Source organism: Maribacter sp. PR1 (assembly GCF_028464145.1).
Classification (GTDB): Bacteria; Bacteroidota; Bacteroidia; order Flavobacteriales; family Flavobacteriaceae; genus Maribacter.
In genome coordinates this window covers 261,454-281,099 of record NZ_JAQPCG010000007.1, presented here as the reverse complement: position 1 = coordinate 281,099, position 19,646 = coordinate 261,454, and the positions used below count along the sequence as shown (strand labels likewise).

The 19,646-nt window shown below is 36.6% G+C and carries 19 protein-coding genes; 7 read left to right on the top strand and 12 right to left on the bottom strand.

The genetic code is table 11. The annotated features are described in order from the left end of the window. The first annotated feature begins 48 nt into the window (after positions 1-48). Positions 49-1,056, top strand: coding sequence for a tetraacyldisaccharide 4'-kinase (lpxK, locus tag PP182_RS15810; RefSeq protein ID WP_272652231.1), 1,008 nt, complete (start codon positions 49-51; stop codon positions 1,054-1,056). Here lpxK and PP182_RS15805 read toward each other — a convergent pair. From PP182_RS15805 to PP182_RS15765, 9 genes are all read right to left on the bottom strand, one after another. After that, positions 1,037-3,256 (bottom strand): hybrid sensor histidine kinase/response regulator, encoded by a 2,220-nt coding sequence (locus tag PP182_RS15805; RefSeq protein ID WP_272652230.1) that lies wholly within the window; start codon positions 3,254-3,256, stop codon positions 1,037-1,039. The two genes, lpxK and PP182_RS15805, sit on opposite strands and share 20 nt — an antisense overlap. Then, positions 3,253-4,263, bottom strand: a complete 1,011-nt coding sequence (gene gap / locus PP182_RS15800) for a type I glyceraldehyde-3-phosphate dehydrogenase (protein ID WP_272652229.1) — start codon at positions 4,261-4,263, stop codon at positions 3,253-3,255. Before gap ends, PP182_RS15805 begins: the two co-directional genes overlap by 4 nt. A gap of 56 nt (positions 4,264-4,319) precedes the next feature. After that, the gene (gene lipA, locus PP182_RS15795) at positions 4,320-5,195 is read right to left on the bottom strand and encodes a lipoyl synthase (RefSeq protein WP_272652228.1); all 876 of its coding nucleotides are present in this window, start codon (positions 5,193-5,195) and stop codon (positions 4,320-4,322) included. A gap of 103 nt (positions 5,196-5,298) precedes the next feature. Then, positions 5,299-5,850, bottom strand: a complete 552-nt coding sequence (locus tag PP182_RS15790) for an RNA polymerase sigma factor (protein ID WP_272652227.1) — start codon at positions 5,848-5,850, stop codon at positions 5,299-5,301. Positions 5,851-5,880: 30 nt separating this feature from the next. Continuing rightward, on the bottom strand, positions 5,881-6,081 hold the full coding sequence (locus PP182_RS15785; RefSeq protein WP_272652226.1) for a membrane or secreted protein: 201 nt from the start codon (positions 6,079-6,081) through the stop codon (positions 5,881-5,883). A gap of 159 nt (positions 6,082-6,240) precedes the next feature. Further along, positions 6,241-6,999 (bottom strand): anti-sigma factor, encoded by a 759-nt coding sequence (locus tag PP182_RS15780; RefSeq protein ID WP_272652225.1) that lies wholly within the window; start codon positions 6,997-6,999, stop codon positions 6,241-6,243. Further along, entirely contained in the window at positions 6,996-7,559 is a 564-nt protein-coding gene (locus PP182_RS15775; protein WP_272652224.1) for an RNA polymerase sigma factor, read from the bottom strand. Before PP182_RS15775 ends, PP182_RS15780 begins: the two co-directional genes overlap by 4 nt. Before the next feature lie 205 nt (positions 7,560-7,764). Then, entirely contained in the window at positions 7,765-8,781 is a 1,017-nt protein-coding gene (gene murB / locus PP182_RS15770; RefSeq protein WP_272652223.1) for a UDP-N-acetylmuramate dehydrogenase, read from the bottom strand. Continuing rightward, the gene (locus PP182_RS15765) at positions 8,781-9,971 is read right to left on the bottom strand and encodes a pyridoxal phosphate-dependent aminotransferase (protein WP_272652222.1); all 1,191 of its coding nucleotides are present in this window, start codon (positions 9,969-9,971) and stop codon (positions 8,781-8,783) included. The genes murB and PP182_RS15765 overlap by 1 nt, the downstream gene beginning before the upstream one ends. A 125-nt stretch (positions 9,972-10,096) precedes the next feature. On the opposite strand from PP182_RS15765, the gene PP182_RS15760 reads away from it, so the two are divergent. Next, complete coding sequence (locus PP182_RS15760; protein WP_272652326.1) at positions 10,097-11,452, top strand: aspartyl protease family protein; 1,356 nt, start codon at positions 10,097-10,099, stop codon at positions 11,450-11,452. Between the two features lie 48 nt (positions 11,453-11,500). On the opposite strand, the gene PP182_RS15755 is transcribed toward PP182_RS15760, so the two are convergent. Next, positions 11,501-11,893: a DUF1573 domain-containing protein gene (locus tag PP182_RS15755; RefSeq protein ID WP_272652221.1), complete on the bottom strand. Its 393-nt coding sequence runs from the start codon at positions 11,891-11,893 to the stop codon at positions 11,501-11,503. Positions 11,894-12,084: 191 nt separating this feature from the next. Here PP182_RS15755 and PP182_RS15750 point away from each other — a divergent pair, with 191 nt between their 5' ends. From PP182_RS15750 to PP182_RS15740, 3 genes are all read left to right on the top strand, one after another. Further along, a complete protein-coding gene (locus PP182_RS15750) occupies positions 12,085-14,715 on the top strand; it encodes a valine--tRNA ligase (protein WP_272652220.1) in 2,631 nt (876 codons plus the stop codon). Between the two features lie 105 nt (positions 14,716-14,820). Further along, positions 14,821-14,988, top strand: a complete 168-nt coding sequence (locus tag PP182_RS15745; RefSeq protein WP_158657167.1) for a lmo0937 family membrane protein — start codon at positions 14,821-14,823, stop codon at positions 14,986-14,988. A 131-nt stretch (positions 14,989-15,119) separates the two neighbouring features. Beyond that, positions 15,120-15,710 carry a hypothetical protein gene (locus tag PP182_RS15740; RefSeq protein WP_272652219.1) on the top strand — a complete coding sequence of 197 codons (591 nt, stop codon included), beginning with the start codon at positions 15,120-15,122 and terminating at the stop codon, positions 15,708-15,710. Here the strand turns inward: PP182_RS15740 and PP182_RS15735 are convergent. Next, complete coding sequence (locus PP182_RS15735) at positions 15,707-16,219, bottom strand: hypothetical protein (protein WP_272652218.1); 513 nt, start codon at positions 16,217-16,219, stop codon at positions 15,707-15,709. The two genes, PP182_RS15740 and PP182_RS15735, sit on opposite strands and share 4 nt — an antisense overlap. 5 nt (positions 16,220-16,224) lie before the next feature. Beyond that, a complete protein-coding gene (locus tag PP182_RS15730) occupies positions 16,225-17,364 on the bottom strand; it encodes a hypothetical protein (RefSeq protein ID WP_272652217.1) in 1,140 nt (379 codons plus the stop codon). A gap of 261 nt (positions 17,365-17,625) precedes the next feature. Here PP182_RS15730 and PP182_RS15725 point away from each other — a divergent pair, with 261 nt between their 5' ends. Both PP182_RS15725 and PP182_RS15720 read left to right on the top strand, forming a co-directional pair. Continuing rightward, entirely contained in the window at positions 17,626-18,897 is a 1,272-nt protein-coding gene (locus PP182_RS15725; protein ID WP_419197736.1) for a sensor histidine kinase, read from the top strand. Then, positions 18,894-19,595 carry a response regulator transcription factor gene (locus PP182_RS15720; RefSeq protein WP_330098001.1) on the top strand — a complete coding sequence of 234 codons (702 nt, stop codon included), beginning with the start codon at positions 18,894-18,896 and terminating at the stop codon, positions 19,593-19,595. The genes PP182_RS15725 and PP182_RS15720 overlap by 4 nt, the downstream gene beginning before the upstream one ends. The last annotated feature ends 51 nt before the right edge of the window (positions 19,596-19,646 follow it).

The following is a 19,646-nucleotide window of genomic DNA, read 5'->3' as shown; positions in this document are numbered from 1 at the left end:
CAATAAATTATAAGGTTTTCAAAGATAAAATATTATAATTTCGTTCTGATGCAACTGTTGAGAAAACTTCTATTTCCATTTTCACTAGTTTACGGACTTATAGTTTATATACGCAATTCGCTTTACGATAGGGGTATATTGGAATCAAAAGAATTTGACGTGCCCACTATTTGCATTGGGAACTTAAGTGTAGGTGGAACCGGGAAAACTCCAATGACCGAGTTTCTTATCAAACTATTACAACCCAAGTATAAAATTGCCGTTTTGAGTAGGGGATATAAGAGAAAATCCTCTGGTTTTGTGCTGGCCAACGATAATGCTTCCGTGGAACAACTTGGAGATGAACCATATCAAATTTATAGAAAATTCAAAAATATCACCGTAGCCGTTGATGCGGATAGGAGGGAGGGTATACGGCAGTTGGTTAAAAGAGTTCATCCTGACTTGATTTTATTGGATGATGCTTTTCAACACAGAAAAGTAAATCCTGGGTTTTCTATTCTGTTGACTTCTTACGGAAATCTATATGTTGATGATTGGTATTTGCCAACAGGGGACTTGAGGGATAGTAAATACGCCGCGAAACGAGCGGACTTAATTGTTGTAACCAAATGTTCCCCGCTGTTAAGTAACGAAGAACAAAAGAACATAATAGCTAAGTTAAAATCCAGAAAAAATCAAAGAGTACTCTTTACTTTTTTTGAATATGATGAGTTGGTCAAAAACGATAAGGAGTCAATAAAGCTTAGCGAGTTTGCCGGTAGAAGATTAACCCTTGTTACAGGAATAGCCAATCCTGAACCTTTAGTAAAGTATTTAAAGGAAAAAGGATTTCCTATGGAGCATTTAGCCTTTAATGATCATCACTTCTTTTCGGAAAAGGAAATCGATGAATTGAAAACAAGGGAATTAATAATTACAACTGAAAAAGACTATGTAAGATTGTGCAACAAGTTATCCAATCTTTTTTATTTACCTGTAAAACATGCCTTTTTGAGCGATGGGGAGTATATGATTGGTGAGGAACTTAACACTTTTATGAAAGCGAAGACTTAGCTTTCTTATCAAAGATATTTTCCCCGATTTTCTGATAAAATATTTCTGGTTTAAAAGGTTTAGTAACGACATCATTGCAGCCCGCAGCATAAAAACTTTCTAAACTATCGTCCAAAGATATTGCGGTTAAGGCAATTATAGGCGTTTGCTGATCAAATTTCCTAATTTGTATTGTAGCTTCCTCACCACTGATACCTGGCATATGTATATCCATTAAAATGGCATCGTACTCATTTTCCCCTGCAAGAGTTACCGCTTCTTCACCGTTACTGGCGATATCACACGTAATTTCCTTCTTGTTTAGCATTTTTTTGGTAATTACCTGATTGATTTTGTTGTCCTCGACAATCATGATATGCAGACCTTTAAAATCGTATTCACCTTGGGTTATTTCGAAGTCTATGTCATCTACAATGTCATCCTTACTCTTCATGTCGATATCGAACATGAAGGAACTACCCTCATTCAAATTACTTTTGAGTTCAATTTTACTACCGAATAACCCAAGTAAACTTTTAACGATGGTAAGTCCTAGTCCGGTACCCCCGTATTCCCTATTAATTTGAATGGAACCTTGCTCAAATCCATCAAAAATACTTTGTTGTTTTTCTTTTGAAATCCCTATTCCGTTATCCTTGACTTCAAAATAAATGGTTACGTCCTCTCCGTTTTTCTCTTTCAGTTTACAAATAACTTCAACGATTCCTCCTCTTGTAAACTTTATGGCATTGCCAATAAGGTTCATAAAAACCTGTGATAGTTTTAAGGGGTCGCTCATTAAATGGCTTGGAATATCATTATCGTAGTCCAGTAACAATTTTGTCTTATTCTCTTTGGCGCTCTGTTGCAGGGAATCCATTACTTCGTTAATGACCTTTTTAAGGTTGAATTCCATGTTTAGCGGCTCCAGCTTATTCGCGTCAATTTTATTGATATGTAGGATATCATTGATGAAGTTTAATAAGTAGTCTCCAGAGAATTTTAAGGCCTTTAAATGCTCTTTCTGATGTTCAGATGGGTTTTCCTCCAATAGTAAATGGGTTAGTCCAGTAACCGCATACAAAGGTGTTCTTAGCTCATGACTAACGGTAGAAAGAAAGTTTGTTTTAGCCTCCATAGCCTGTACAGCTCCATCCCTGGCCACTTGTAGTTCTCGGTTCTTTGTCTGAAGAAGGTCATTGGTTTTTAATTTTATCTGATTATTTCGGTAAAGCGATACCGCCAAAAGTGATATAATAATCAGAAACGCAGAGGTTAATATCGCGGTTAACTCCGAACGGTTTTGGGATTCCTTCAATTCTTCGATGGTATCATCCTGTCTTGCAATCAACTCTGTCTTATAATCGTCCCTAATTTTATCTGCAGTTTTTGCTTCAACTTTAACCTTGTCAATCGTAAATAGGGAATCTTGGATTTTTAATAGGTTTTGACTGTTTGTCCATGCCTTCTGATACGATCCCATCTCACTGTACACCTTGGATAACAAATCATTGGCTTTCCTTATTTCCAAAAAGAAACCATTTGCATTGGCCAGTTCTAGGGCTTGCTCTCCATTTTTGGAACTTTCTTCATAATTTTCAGTTCTATAATTGAGGTCGGCCAACCCTAAATAAGCCCTTGTTGATAGATAATCTTTCTCATAAATATCCGTATTTACGACCAAGGAATTAAGGTTTTTTGCCGCACTCTCGTACTTCTCCAGTTTCATGTAAACCATAGCCTCGGTCAGGAGAATATTGTTGAAAAAATTCCGATCGTTATTCAATTGCTTTGCCTCATTAAGCATAAATAGTGATTGAAAACTCTGATCGGCCTCGTATAGCAGTATGGCTTCGATATATTTATGGATTGCATCTCCGTAAGGATATGCCGTATCTTTAAGTAATACACTTGCACGGTCCCAATAAAACTGGGTATCACTTTCTTTGTCCAGTTTTAGATATAAAAGGGCCAATTCATGGTAGCAGTCTATCAACCCTTTCAAATCTTCGCCCTCTTCCGCCTTCTCGGCAGCCTTGTCCAAGGTTTGCAGTGCCAAATCTATCTTATTTTGATTTCTTAGCTTTCGGGCTTCATCAAAATAAGGATCCATATCCCTGACCGGCACGGAATCCTGGGCATGAAGGGAGCAACCCACTAAAAGACATAGAAACAGCAGGGTAAGATTTAATACATTTATATGGAGTTGAATTTTTCTCAAATATATTTTTTGAATGCCATTAAGTTTATCAAATCAATGATTCTACTACTATATCCTGTCTCATTATCATACCAACCAATAATCTTCACCATTCGTCCTATTACTGAAGTCATTAAAGAATCAAACGTACAAGAATAATAACTATTGTTTATATCTATAGATACTATTGGATCTTCCGTATAAAAAAGAATGTTTTTTAGTTCGTTTTTAGACGCTCTTTCAAAAGTATCATTAATTTCCTTAATGGTGGTATTTCTTCCTACATTGAAAGTAATATCTGTCAAAGAGCCATTGGGTACAGGTACGCGAATACCGCAACCTCCAATGACATTTTCCAACTCTGGGAATATGCTCGTTAATGCTTTTGCCGCTCCCGTAGTCGTTGGAACTATGGATTGACCGGCTGCTCTCGCTCGTCTAAGGTCCTTGTGAGGTTGGTCATGAAGGCTTTGATCTGAAGTATATGAATGGACCGTAGTAATATAGGCTTGTTCAATTCCACAAAGATCTTTAATGACCTTGATCATTGGCGCCGCGTTGTTCGTAGTACAAGATGCATTGGAAATTATATTATCTTCTTTTTCCAGTATGGATTCGTTGATTCCATACACAATCATCTTAATGTCCGGGTCTATTGGTGGTACGGAGAGTATCACTTTTTTTGCACCGTTTTTTAAATGGTATTCAAGCGTCTCTTTTGTTTTAAATTTCCCAGTGCATTCAACTACTACATCTATTCCGAAGGACGACCAATTTAAATTCTTTGGGTCTTGAATATTGAAAAGAAGCACACCCTTACCATCTACAATTATATGGTTGATGTCATAATCTACTTTGCCATTATAAACACCATGGATGCTATCATATTTTAATAAATGAGCCAATGTTTTTGTATCGGCAAGGTCATTTACAGCTACGACCTCTAAATGAGGATGGTTTTGTATTAATCGGAATAAGGTCCTTCCTATTCTACCAAAACCATTGATACCTATTTTTATTTTTTTCATAGGTTTTGATTTTTAATTTGAACCTGACCGATAAGTGATTCTTTATTGGAAATGAATTAATCGATGTGTTTATGGGCCTTATAGGAAGATCTGACTAAAGCTCCACTCTCCACATGCCTAAATCCCATTTCAAGTCCAATTTCTTCATATTTTTTAAATTGGTCCGGGGTAATGAACTCCTTAACAGGTAAATGTTTTTTTGAAGGTTGCAAATACTGACCAATAGTAACTACATCGACATTGGCTTCCCTTAGATCTTGCATGGTGTGAATAACCTCTTCCTCAAATTCACCCAATCCGAGCATGATACCAGATTTGGTTCTATTAACACCATTAGCTCTTAGGTATTTTAGGACTTCCAGACTACGCTCATATTTTGCCTGTATTCTAACCTCTCTTGTCAGCCTTTTTACCGTTTCCATATTATGGGAAACAACTTCTGGTGAAACTTCAATAATGCGGTCCAAGTGTTTTTCAATTCCTTGAAAATCAGGTATTAAGGTTTCCAATGTAGTGTTTGGATTCATTCGTCTAATGGCCTTTACAGTTTCGGCCCAAATGATGGAACCCATATCCTTAAGGTCATCCCGGTCTACAGATGTGATTACGGCATGTTTAATACCCATGATTTTGATGGAACGTGCAACCTTCTCCGGTTCGGCCCAATCCACATTTTCCGGCCTCCCAGTTTTTACACCGCAAAAGCCACAGGATCTTGTACAGATATTTCCAAGAATCATAAAGGTAGCCGTTCCCTCTCCCCAACATTCTCCCATATTGGGACAACTTCCAGAGGTACAAATCGTATGCAAATCATATTTGTCGACCAAACTACGTAACTGCGTGTATTTCTTACCTGTAGGCAGTTTAACCCTTAACCATTTTGGTTTTCCTTTTGGAGGTGCGTTATTTTCTTTTATGACTACTGACATACCTATTTTTTTACAAATATACGAAGTTAAAGGTGTTTAATTTAATGGACAATTGGGACTGGTTAATTCTTGAACTTTGGTGATTATGCTTAATTTTATGGAACTATCTTCTATTTCGAATAACTTCCGAAAGCAATTTTTTCGCCCTTAAAATTTTCACCTTGATGTTGTTGATCGGTTCGTTTAACTTTTCCGCAATATCTGCATAACTAAGTTCGTTAAAATACCTAAGATTTATTACTTCTTGGTAATGAGGTTTAAGACTTTTAATATCACGTAAGAGATCAGCCAAATTCTGCTCCTGTATCAGTTGGTCTTCCATAGTCAGGGATTCATCATAAACACTTTTAATTGCGTCTTCATTTCTCCTCGAGTCCAAAAGGCTTTTTTTCCTTTTTCGAACTAAATCGATGTGAATATTCTTGGAAATAGTGATTAACCACGTTTTAAAGGCAAATCTGTTATCGTAGGTGTTTATTTTGTCGAAGGCCTTGGAAAATGTCTGGATGGTAATATCCTCGGCATCATTTTCGTTTTCCGTACGTTTTAGCTGAAAACCATAAACATCATTCCAAAACCTATCCAGTAATCTGCTAAACGCTATTTGATTACCTTCCTTGGCCCTGTTGATAATTTCATGTACGTCTTCGGTCAATATTGGGGGTAAGTTTTAATTAGAGTATTTCTATGAGCTAATTTCTTTTTTACAATCCTGTTCTTCTGGTAGTTTACCGCACATACCACATGCTTGCCCATCCTTATTCAAATATGGACTTTGACTAGCGCAGGTACCTGCGAACTTTCCGTCTTTTTTAGCCCATATTTTTATAGCTATTCCAGAGAATGCCAATGCCAAAAGTCCAACAGTGAGTAAAATAAGTTTCATCTATTAATTTTTAGTTTTTTAATAGGTAATATGCAATTGGTTCTAAACCATCATTGTATAACCATGATAAATCTCGCGCTATTACATCTTAATGATTGATACAAAGGTAAAAAAATAAAGCCCCAAATTGGGGCTTTAAGACTACTTTATCATTTGAAATTAATAGGCGATATTCGCAACTATATTGTCAACTGTAGGGTTTTGATTACCCCCTTTTGGCTCTATTGTTATATAACCGACCGCATTTTCTGCATAAGGAAGTGCCAAAAGTTTTTCGCTATCGCCTGCCTCTTGAATTATACCTAAATTCAACATTTCCCCATTAACCTCGGCCCACATTTGAAAACATTGGTCTTCGGGAAGATTCGGTAATTTACTCACATTGATATACGAAAGCTTTTTTACAGGATTTATGTAGGCTACGGCCTTAAGTTCCTTGGCCTTCTTGTTTCCGTTTACATTATATTTTTTGGTGCTAGGATTGTTTAGGACGATAAATTGGTTTCGTACATCCTCCAATTGCTGCCTCATATCAGCTTCCAACAACTTTATCTTATTGCTAACCACTGAATTTTCTTCCTGTAAATTCTGATTCTGATCCCAATAGAAATAAGAGGAACCTGCGAAAATAAAGGCGACAATACTTGCGGCAATTGCAAACCTAAAAAACTTTTTCCTGCCGATACGTTCAGATTTAATTCGAGCACTAATCTTTTCTTTTAATCCTTCAGGAGATTTAATCGCATGTAGCTTTGCATATACCTCTAAACTTTCCTGTAACTCATTATAGGCCTCCCTAACCTCTGGATACATAGCAATATACTGCTCCACTTTTAATGCCTCCATTTCCGTAGTGGTACCGAGTAGATAGCTCTCTAACAAATCAGTTTCCAAGAACTTTTTAATTTTATCTTTCATACTATTAGATTTAGTAGCAACAAAAGTACTGCCGGTCCGTAAACCTTTCTTAGTTCCCTTAGTCCAATTTTTAATCTTGATTTGATTGTTCCTAGTGGAATATCCAACTCATCACTTGCTTCCTGTTGGGTCATTCCCTGGAAAAATAGCGCATCTAAAACGATTTGATATTTATCCTCAATCTTATCCAGATGTTCTTGAACATCCATGAACTCCGGTCTTGTACTTTCAACACCTAAATTATATACGTCTGAAACGTCGATTTGGATTTCCTTATCCGTTTTTGTGTTTATACTTCGTAATTTGTCGATTGCGGTATTTCTTGTAATTCGAAAAAGCCAGGTAAACAACTTGGCTTTAGAAGGGTCGTAAGAGTCCGCTTTTTTCCAAATTTTAACAAAACTTTCCTGCAGTACATCTTGTGCAAGTTCTTCGTTTCTAAGAACCTTATTGGCAACACCTAGAAGTGTATCCCCGTAATTATCATAAAGAAGGGAAATGGCCTTGTCATTCCTTTCCTGTAAGAGTTCAACAATATGTTTTTCAAGTAGTGCGCTCATAGCGATATTAGGACCTTAATTTATTTTGCTTTTAAAGATCCAAAGTGGTTTGTTGTTCCGTATATCCATAAACGCTAAATTATAAAATTGATTGTTAAGGCGGCGTTATCTAAAAATATATATGTTTTAAGTGTGCAGCTGGTAACTGCCCACTTAGTTTTTGGTTAGTTTGGTTTGGTATAACCCCCGGAATTAATTCTGGGGGTTATTTTATTAAGTTTACTTCGGGTTGTATGGTAATTCCGAAATCTGACTCTACATCCTTTATTATTCTATAAGCCAAATCCAATATTTCTGAGCCTGTTGCATTACCATAATTGACCAAAACCAAAGCCTGTTTTTTATGAACACCTGCATCTCCAAAACGTATGCCTTTGTAACCACTTTGTTCAATTAGCCAACCTGCTGGAATCTTATATTCTTTTTCCGAAATTTTGTAAAATGGAGCTATTGGGTGGTTTTTTATAAAGGTTTCAAATTTTTCCTTAGTGATGATTGGATTTTTAAAAAAGCTCCCACTGTTCCCCAATTCCTTAGGGTTTGGTAATTTTCTTTTTCTAATTGCTATGACAGCCTCAGAAACATTTTTGATATTTGGTTCGGCAATGTTATTTTTCTGTAATTCTTCGTTGATTGCCCCATAACTTGTGTTGATATTATGATTTCTTTTGGAAAGCTTTAGATTTACAGAAGTGATAACATATTTGTTTTTACCAGCATTTTTAAAGAAGGAGTCCCTATAGCCAAATCGGCATTCTTCCTTAGTGAAATAAACAAGTTCTTGGTCCGACCTGCGAACAGCTTCACAGATTACAAAAACGTCCTTTAGTTCCACACCATACGCTCCAATATTCTGAATGGGGGCAGTTCCTGTATTACCTGGTATCAAAGACATATTTTCTAGCCCTCCAAAATTATGTTCCAATGTCCATAGTATCATTTGGTGCCAGTTTTCACCCGCCATTACTCTAATTTCTACGGTATCCTCATTTTGGCTGATTATCTCAATTCCCCTTAAATCTATATGGATAACCAATGCATCTATATCACTTGTTAGGAGCATATTGCTTCCTCCTCCCAAAATAAATTGGACAGGATAAGAATCATTACCCAGTATTTCTTGGAGCTCCTCTATCGAATTTACCTGTACAAAGAATTTTGCCTTGGCGTCAATTCCAAAGGTGTTGAATTCCTTCAATGAAAAATTCTTGTGAATTTCCATCAACCGATATAGGTTTTTAAGGCCTCTCCCAAAATATGAACAGCCCTTTTCAAAGTAGGTTGGTCAAGTACATAGGCAATCCTGATTTGATTTTTTCCTAATCCCTCTGTAGCATAGAACCCTGCAGCCGGGGCTACCATTACCGTTTCATTATTAACCCTAAAATCTTCCAGGAGCCATTGTGCAAAGTCATCAGCATCTGTAATCGGAAGTTCGGCAATGCAATAAAATGCACCCTGCGGTTTTGCAACTTTGACGCCTTCCAGCTTTTCCAATTCAGAAATCAGGAGATTGCGTCGGGCAACGTATTCGGTCTTTACCTCCTCAAAATAACTTTGTGGGGTTTCCAATGCCGCCTCACTGGCTATTTGAGCATAAGTGGGTGGAGAAAGTCTAGCTTGGGCGAATTTAATCGCAGTTGAAATTACTTCCTTGTTTTTGGAGACCAAAAATCCAATTCTGGCACCACACATACTATACCTTTTAGAGACAGAATCTACAATGATTCCATTGTTACTTAGAACTTCTTCCTGAAGAATAGAGTAGTGTTCCCTGTTATCATAAACAAATTCCCGGTAAACCTCGTCAGCAATTAAAAACAAGTCGTATTTAAGAACAATCTTGGCCAATTTTTGAATTTCCTCCTTACTGTATAGATAACCTGTTGGGTTACCAGGATTGCAAATGAGAATAGCCTTGGTTTTTGGGGTAATCAATTTCTCAAAGTCTTCTATTGGTGGCAAGGCAAAGTTGTTCTCTATTTTAGATACAACGGGTACCACTTTTATTCCACTAGCTGTGGCAAATCCATTATAATTAGCGTAAAAAGGTTCCGGGATTATAATTTCATCATCTGTATCTGCGATGGTTCCCAAGGCAAAAGAAAGCGCTTCTGAACCCCCTGTGGTGACGATGATATCATCTGCCTGAACATGAATATTATTCCTTTTATAATATTCGGCTATTTTTTCCCTATAACCTTCCGATCCTTCCGTTCTGCTATACTCCAGTACGGCAAGCTGGTTATTTTTAACTGCATCCAGTGCAATTTGAGGTGTTTTTATGTCGGGTTGGCCGATATTCAAATGAATTACTTTGGCGCCGTTCTTCTTGGCATTTTCGGCATAAGGAACCAACTTTCTAATAGGAGATTGGGGCATTGTGCGCCCTTTAATGGAAATAGATGGCATATAGGTATACTTTTACGCAAAAGTGATAAATCATTAGCGATTCTACAATACCTGAGCCTTTTATTTACGGTTTGCAAACGAATGTTAAAATATATGATGGCATAAAAAAAAATCGTACCTTGAAGATGGTCAATCAATTGGAAACGAATATGTTAAATAGATTGTTTCAATTTTTTATTCTTTCTCTCCTAGTGCTACCATTTTTTGGTGTTGCCCAGGGATACTCTTTGCAAGAAGGTCAGAAGTTTGAAAAGATTAGGTTCGAACTTATTAATAATTTGATGGTTATACCCATTGAGGTTAATGGAACGGAACTATCTTTTGTTATGGATTCCGGGGTAAGCACTCCAATTTTATTCAATCTTGCCAATCAGGATTCTATTGAATTAAAGAATGTATCTGAAATAACCATTAATGGTTTAGGGGAAGGGGAACCTATTAGTGCTTTAAGCTCTCAAGGCAACTTCTTCAAATTGGGAAATATTCAAAATTTCTCTCAGAAACTATATGTTGTCATGGATGCAGGAATAAATTTTTCCCCGAGTTTGGGTGTTCCAATACACGGTATCATTGGTTATGACCTATTTAGGGACTTTATTGTTGATATTAATTATTCTTCTAAGACTATCAAATTTTATAACCCGCAGTCAATAGGACCCAAGATTGGAAAAAAGTATGAAACCTTTGATATGGAAATAATTAATAGAAAGGCTTACTTGGACGCCAGTATTTCGCTTAAAGGAGAAGAGGATATCGATGTAAAAATGCTTTTAGATACGGGTAGTAGCGATGCGGTATGGCTTTTCGAGGATGAAAGAATTAAATTACCTGAAAAGAATTATGATGATTACTTGGGTAAGGGTTTGGCCGGTGATATTTATGGTAAGAGGACAAAAATTGAAAGTATTAAAATTGGCGACTATGATTTCTCAGATGCCAAGGCAGCTTTTCCGGACATGTTGACCTTTAATACAATTAAAGATTTAGGAAACAGGAATGGTAGTTTAGGGGGTGAAATCTTGAAAAGGTTTAATATTGTCTTTGACTATCCAAATGGTAAAATTAGTCTGAGGAAAAATTCAAATTTTAAAAGGCCTTTTCATTATAATGTTAGTGGGATAGATTTACAGCATGCTGGTGTGAGGTATGTTTCGGAAAGAATAGCAAGTTTTAATGGAGTTGTGCAAAAAAGTGATAGGTCCTACGGAAACGTACAGATATTGTTAGAAGGTGCTACCAGATTAAGTTTGGTGCCGGAGATTATTGTTTCAGGTATTCGGGCTGGCAGTCCTGCACATTCTGCAGGGCTAAAGGAGGGCGATGTTATACTAGCCGTTAATGGAAAACGGATACACAGATATAAAATTCAAGAGATTATGGAAATGCTAAATGAAAAGGAAGGCAAGCGGGTAAAAGTGCTTGTGGAAAGATCAAATAGTAATCTTTTATTTAGCTTTATCCTTAAGGATTTGTTTAAATAAAAAAGCCCTCAACAATTAGAGGGCTTCCTGAGCTTTAAGAGTAATTAATTATTTGGTTCCACTAGCGGCCTTAACCTCTCCTTTAATTTTTAAAATCTTAGTAGGCGTATCCGCATTTGAAGTTACCGTTATGGCTTTTCTTATAGGTCCTACACGATTTGTATCATATTTAACTTGAATCTCACCAGTTTTTCCTGGCATAATAGGGTCTTCCGGTTTTTTAGGAATGGTACATCCACAACTAGAACGTACATTGCTAATGATCAAAGGAGCACTTCCTGTATTGGTAAACTCAAAAACACGAATACCATCCGAACCTTTTTCGATTTCACCGTAATCCACTGTTTCTGTTTTAAACTCAATTTTTGCCGCTGTGTCCTGGGCTTTTAAACTTAAACCTAGTAATCCGACAAATAATACAAGTACAATTTTTTTCATCATTTTTAATTTAGGATGAACTTCAAAATTAATTCTTTTCAGAACAACTCCAAAATCCTTTTGTTATACTCTAACGTTACTTATTTTTGTTTCGTATTTAATTTGAGAAAAAAACGGTACGGATATGCAATTTATCTATTCCGTTTTGTTTTTTACTCTTCTTTATTTCAATTCTTTCAAAAACTGTTCCAAAAATGGATATTCCATCTAAATATGAGCCCCATCAAATAGAGAATCGCTGGTACGATTACTGGATGAAAAACAACTATTTTCATTCAACCCCGGACGAAAGAGAACCTTATACTATAGTAATACCGCCACCTAATGTTACTGGGGTATTGCATATGGGGCATATGCTCAATAACACCTTACAGGATGTATTGATTAGAAAAGCCCGTTTAATGGGTAAAAATGCATGTTGGGTTCCAGGTACAGACCATGCCTCTATTGCGACCGAGGCCAAGGTGGTCGCTAAACTTAAGGAACAGGGAATAAATAAAAGTGACATTTCCAGGGAAGAGTTCTTAAAGCATGCTTGGGATTGGACACATGAATACGGTGGGGTCATTTTGGAGCAATTGAAAAAGCTTGGATGCTCCTGTGATTGGGACCGAACCGCCTTCACCATGGATGAGGACCGATATGAAAGCGTAATTAATGTTTTTGTAGACCTTTTTAATAAAGGGCTTATCTACAGGGGTTATAGAATGGTAAATTGGGATCCAGAGGCCCAGACCACGCTGTCCGATGAAGAGGTTATATATGAGGAAAAGCAAGGTGTATTATATTATTTAGAATATGCCATAGTGGGTTCTAACGAAAAGGTGACCATTGCAACTACAAGACCCGAAACTATTTTGGGGGATACCGCTATTTGTATTCATCCAAATGATGAAAGGTTTAATCACTTAAAGGGTAAAAAAGCCATAGTTCCACTTTGTAATAGGGTAATACCCATAATTGAAGACGAATATGTAGATATGGAGTTCGGTACGGGCTGTTTAAAGGTAACCCCGGCCCATGATATCAATGATAAGGCCTTAGGGGAGAAGCATAACCTTGAGACGGTAGATATTTTTAATGCAAACGCCACTTTAAACTCGTATGGCCTACATTACCAGGGCAAGGACAGATTTGTAGTTAGGAAAGAAATAGCTGAGGAACTTGAGGATAAAGGTTTCTTGGTCAAGACCGAACAACATCTAAATAAAGTGGGAACCTCTGAGCGTACCAAAGCAGTCATAGAGCCTCGACTTTCGGATCAATGGTTTTTAAAGATGGAAGATTTGGTCAAACCTGCCATTAAGGCAGTTTTGGACTCGAATGAGATTAAATTTTTCCCTAAGAGATTCGATAATACCTATCGTCATTGGATGGAAAATATAAGGGATTGGAATATCTCCAGACAATTATGGTGGGGACAAAGAATTCCTGCGTATTACTTTGGAGATGGTCAGGATGATTTTGTTGTAGCTCAAGATGAAGATGAAGCTTTGTCGTTAGCAAAGAAGAAATCTGGTAACCAACATTTGACCGTTAATGATTTAAAGCAGGATGAAGATGTACTGGACACTTGGTTTTCTTCATGGTTATGGCCCATGAGTGTGTTTAATGGTGTTTTAGAGCCCGACAATGAGGAGGTCAACTATTATTACCCCACCAACGATTTGGTAACGGGACCGGATATCATTTTCTTTTGGGTAGCTAGAATGATAATTGCCGGTTATGAATATAGGGGAGAAAGACCATTTGAAAATGTCTATTTCACTGGTTTGGTCCGTGATAAGCAACGAAGAAAAATGTCAAAATCCCTCGGAAACTCGCCTGATGCACTAAAGTTAATTGACCAATACGGTGCGGATGGGGTAAGGGTAGGCTTGTTGTTGAGTTCCGCGGCAGGAAATGATTTAATGTTCGATGAAGACCTTTGTCAACAAGGAAAGAATTTTGCCAATAAGATTTGGAACGGCTTCCGACTTTTAAAAGGGTGGGAGGTTGCCAATATGCCTCAACCCAAAGCTTCAAAAAAGGGTGTTGAATGGTATAAGGCCAAGTTCAACAAGACTTTAGAGGAAATCGAGGACCATTTTAGCAAGTATCGTATATCAGACGCGTTAATGGCTATATACAAACTCGTATGGGACGATTATAGTTCTTGGCTTTTAGAAATAATAAAACCTGCATATCAGCAGCCTATAGACAAAAATACGTATGATGAGGTACTATATATCTTTGAGCAAAACCTCAAATTATTGCATCCTTTTATGCCCTTTCTTACCGAAGAGGTATGGCAGCATATAGCAGTGCGGACCCCTTCGGAAGCCCTAATCATATCAACATGGCCACAAGCGTTTGAGGCAAATAGTAAGTTGATAGGAGAATTCGATTTTACGGCAGAAGTTATTGCTGGTATTCGTACGATTCGAAAGGAAAAAAATATTCCCATGAAAGAATCCTTGGAGTTGAGTGTATTGAATGGGGAAAAGATGCTTATGGATTGGGATGAGGTTATTTCAAAACTGACTAATATCGATGAAATTTCATATGTAAAAAATACAGTTAACGGTGCATTGTCCTTTCGTGTAAAATCCAATGAGTATTTTATCCCTATTAGCGGTGCCATTGATGTTGATGCAGAAAAAGCGAAGATCGAGGACGAATTAAAATATATAAAAGGGTTTTTAAATTCAGTTCAAAAGAAACTATCCAATGAGCGATTTGTAAATAATGCACCTAAAAAGGTGATTGAAATTGAACGGAAGAAACAGGCAGATGCCGAGGCAAAAATTGAAACTTTGGAAAAGAGTCTTGCTAATTTAGGATAAATATATTGGAGTTAACCGTCCAAATGGGTTAATAATCATCGTGTTAAAGAACCGCAATTGTACCAATATCTATTAATTTCCGTACAAATTAAAAACACTTATATTATGAAAAGTCTATTATGGTTGGTTGCGGTTATTTGCATTATTATATGGTTGTTGGGGATGCTTGGTGTAGTTCCAGGGCTGGCAACAGGTAGTTTAATACATATTCTTTTGGTAATCGCCGTTGTGGTGATTCTTTACAATATCATTTCTGGACGTAAGCCTTTATAAGACTAAACCCTTAAAAATTAGTAAACCAATTCTAGGGATAGAATTGGTTTTTTACTTTGAGTTTCTAAAGTTTTGACTATCTTAAGGTTAAGTTGTTTAAACACCTATTTTTTCAATAAAATCAAATAATTATGAAAAATCTATGTATCTGCTTATTTCTTTTTTCTTTAGTTGGGTCATATGCTCAAAATGAAAAGGGCAAAATATTACCCAAAGATGTTCAAATAAAAACAGCTTTGTTACCAGTTCCCGAAGGAAACAATACTGATACTATGGTATATGGGTATAATGAAGCAGGGGAATTAGTAGTGCTTAAAGAAGGAACAAGTAATTTGATTTGTCTGTCAGATGACCCTATTAGGGAAGGAATAAGTGTTTCCTGCTATTCCAAAAAATTGGAACCCTTTATGAATCGTGGTAGGGAATTAAGGGCGCAAGGGAAAGATGTACAGGAGATTCGGGAAATTCGTGGAGATGAAGTAGCCCAAGGTAAACTTGAAATGCCCAAAGAACCAAGTATGATGTATGTCTATTACGGTTCTGATGAGGATTACGACAGTTCAACCGGGGAATTATCTAATGGAAAATTTAGATACGTTATTTATATTCCTTTCGCAACCACTGAATCTACAGGTTTACCCGATAAACCCCACGCAAAAGGTATGCCCTGGCTTATGGACCCGGGAACACATAGGGCCCATATTATGGTAGGCCCCAACTAGGTTGTAGCCTTCCTTTTGTCGGAATTAAAGTAATCTAAAACTTTACTAAGGTTTAAAGATGATGACAACGTGTTTTTTTCCGTTTTTTGGGCTACAGAACTTTTTTCCTTCACTTCTATCCACAAAATACCAAGAGCCCCAAGAATAATTAGGTTTTTTACAATGTACTGTCCTAATAGTGTAAGTGATAAAATGGTGTCGTTGAAAATTAAATCAGGGAAAAAATAAAGAGGTGTAAATGTTAGGAGCATATGTATAACAGCAACTCTAATCGTGTTTTTTTTCTGTAAACCAAGGATTAAAAAAAGACCAACGGTGGTTTCCCAAAGCGCCAATAATACGATTGAGATATTGGAAGGAATTAAGAAATTGGTCAGCTGATTAATGGTATTTACCGCTAGTTCTTCTGCGGGACTTACGTTGGGGAAGAATTTGAGCACTCCAAACCATAGATATACTAGGCCTATTGCAATTTTTAGATAACGATTGTTTTTGTTCTTGTTTTCCATTTGGTTTAATTCGTTTTAAAAGTGTCCTCTATTTCAGGGGATAATTTGACTTTATTGTTCGCAAAACGATAAGAAACTCCTAAGTTGATGACATAATCCGAAAAGGCTGCGTCACCATTTCTAGGATTTCCGGTAAGTTCTTCCGTTTGTAAATCTGTAATACTCTGTGGACGCTCTCTGCGTACGGCAAAAGGTACATTTAGATTAATTGTAAAATTATTTTTCATAAAACTTAGACCAGGATCAACAGAAAGTACGTTGCCAGGCCTTCTAAAGCCTTCGTTGCCGCCTAGAAGGTCTTTTACCGGAACACAATCAAATCGTGCCCCTAAGGAGGTTGAAAAGGAAGGTGTCAGGGTATAACTTAAACCACCTCTTAGTGAGTATTGATCAGGTACTGCCATTATGGACTCATTTTCTAAAATAGGACTAAGTGTTTCCCTAAAAGTTCTTGTTCCGTTGGTTTCTCTTGGGTTTATTAAATAAAATCCACTTGCATAACCAAAAAAGTCAGTTGCAAACTTTTGATACACTTGAAAGTCCAGGGTAATCCCGAAACCTCCATCTCCTGGCTGGATGGACTGGTCTACAGGTCTTGTCTGAGGTTCCCCATTAGGACCTACATTGTAAAAAATATCGGAAGCATTGTAGCTCCCTGTGGGTAATTTTACCCCTAAGCCTAGTGCTAAATTTCCGTTAGGTGATTTTTCCAAATCAAATAACCAATAACCAACTCCAAACCTGATATCCGCAAGACCTCTGGAGAAAGTAACATTACGCTCATCCCGTCCATGTTCATATAGCGAGGACCTTGTATTGATTACCGTGGGTATGGTAATACTGGTATAAAGCCTCTCGGTAACACCATAGGTTGCAAAAAAATCCCAAGCGTGGGAATGGTTTATAACTTCCGTATTATTGGACAAACGATCAGGTTCTTCTTCCGTGCCTCTAAAATGTCTAAAGGATTTAAAGTACCGGTAATTGACTCCAATTTGTAAATCTCCGGTTCCCAATAAGTTATTCTCTAGACTACTTCCCACACAGGAGGAAAAGTGACGAATAGCCACACATCCCTGCGCCTTTAGATTAGTAATTGATGATAAAATAAATAAGGAGGTAAAAAAAATGAGTTTTTTTAGCACGGTAAATGATTTTTTTTAGTTGGTTGAAAGATGAATTGCCGTGAGAAAAAAACCAACTCCCCGCTACAAAGAGTTGGTTTTTCAACATTATGTTCTTAAACACTAACTTAACTCAAGATTAATTCATTAACATTGACAAACATAGAGGAATTCGATACTTACTTAGATTAAGGGTAGGGTAAAGAGGTTTAACGAAAGGTTAATGGACTTAAGAGAATATTAAAATGCATTAATATACCCGGTTATTTGGGTTAATTAGTAGTGATTTTGAAAAGGAAATATATCTATATAGGACTGTTCTTTGTATCAATTGTTGGTTTGGCCATTGTGCAATATCAATATTTAAGAATAGGGCTTAACTTGGCGAAAGTTCAATTTGGAACAAGGATAGAAACTGCAGCCAAAGTAATCAAAGAAGGGCTAGAGGAGGATAATAAACTTACCTATTTGGTCGGCCAAGCCATGCAGCGGGATACTACTTTTTTCAAGGTTAGTATTGATAGTCTTGAAAATGTATCCGACTTTTTTTTAAGGGATTTTATTGGGGAACAATTAAGGCAACAAGGCATTGAATCTGATTTTACCTATCATTTATTGGCTAAGGACAGTAGTTATATTCTAAGCTCCTTGGACCAATTCGATGATTTAGATGACGTGGAATCCTATCCAATCGAGTTGGAGGGATACTTTGCCGATTTATTGGAAAAGCCTATTGTTCTGGAGCTTCAATTCAATAATTTACATAAATATTATCTATCAAAACTAAATGGACTCACTTTTCCCAGTATTTTATTCTTAATAGGAATCTGTGTAACGATATTTTGGGTTTTAAGGACCTATTATTGGCAGAGCAGTGTTATAACAACAACAAATGAATTTATAAACAATCTAACACATGAATTAAAAACACCTGTTTTTTCGATTGGATTGGCCACTAAGATACTTGACGAGACCGCTTCGGAAAAGCAGAAACCTGTACTGGATATTATTAGGCAACAGGTAAGTCGTTTATCCGGTCATATAGAAAAGGTCCTGGAGCTAGCAAGTTTGGAATCAGGTAAAAGCGTAATTACCCTAAAACAAGTAGACTTGAAGCCTTATTTGGAGTCTCTTTGTTCAGAATTTAAAACCTTGATCTCTATTGAAGATGGAAAATTCGAGTATGAGCTTTCAGGAGAAGAATATCTAGTTAATGCAGAAGTTTTTCATCTGGAAAATGCCATCAACAATATTTTGGATAATGCAAAGAAATATTCTCAAAACCCAATAATAGATTTGAAGTCATATACAAAGAAATCTAAACTGTACATTGAGATATCGGATAATGGTAAGGGGATATCCAAAGACGATAAGCAAAGGGTTTTTAGAAAGTTTTATAGAGTTGTTGATGGTGATTTACACAATGTAAAGGGGTATGGTCTTGGCTTAAGCTATGTGAAAAAGGTTATTGGTAAACATGGTGGTAAAGTTTTAATAGAGAGTGAGGAAGACTTAGGTACCAAAGTAACTTTAATAATACCAATTATTAAATGATGGAAAATAAAAAAAGAATATTATTGGTTGAAGATGATGAGGCTTTAGGCTACTTGTTATCCGAATACCTGAAGATGAAAAATTTCGATGTTACCTGGGCGAAAAATGGAAAGGCAGCTTTGCTGCAGTTGAATCAGTCCCCATACGATTTGGCTGTATTAGATGTTATGATGCCAGAAATGGATGGGTTTACGTTGGCACAAAAAATCAATGAGGATCATTCGGGTTTACCATTTATATTTTTAACGGCAAAATCATTAAAAGTCGACGTTCTTAAAGGGTTTTATTTGGGCGCTGTGGATTATCTCAAAAAACCTATCGATGAAGAGGAACTAGTAATTAGGATACAAAATTTATTGTCTCGACTAACGAATAATTCGAAAATTGAAACCGTAATAGAGGAATACAAAGTAGGCAAGTACCACTTTAACTCCCTGAATCAGGAATTGACATATGAGGACCAGAAAGTAAAATTAACGGTAAAGGAAAGTGAAGTACTAAAATATTTAGTTGAAAAAAAGAATCAGCTTTGTTCTCACAAGGACATTTTAATAAAGATTTGGGGTAAGAATGATTATTTCAATAAAAAGAGCTTGAATGTATTTATTACTCGATTAAGAAAGTACTTGGACAAGGACCCCAGTATTAAAATAGAGAACGTTCATAGTAAAGGATACATACTTCGTTTCGATCCTTAAATGGATTTTTGGAATTTGAGTTTATAAAGAGACTTTGTATCTTGAACAGTA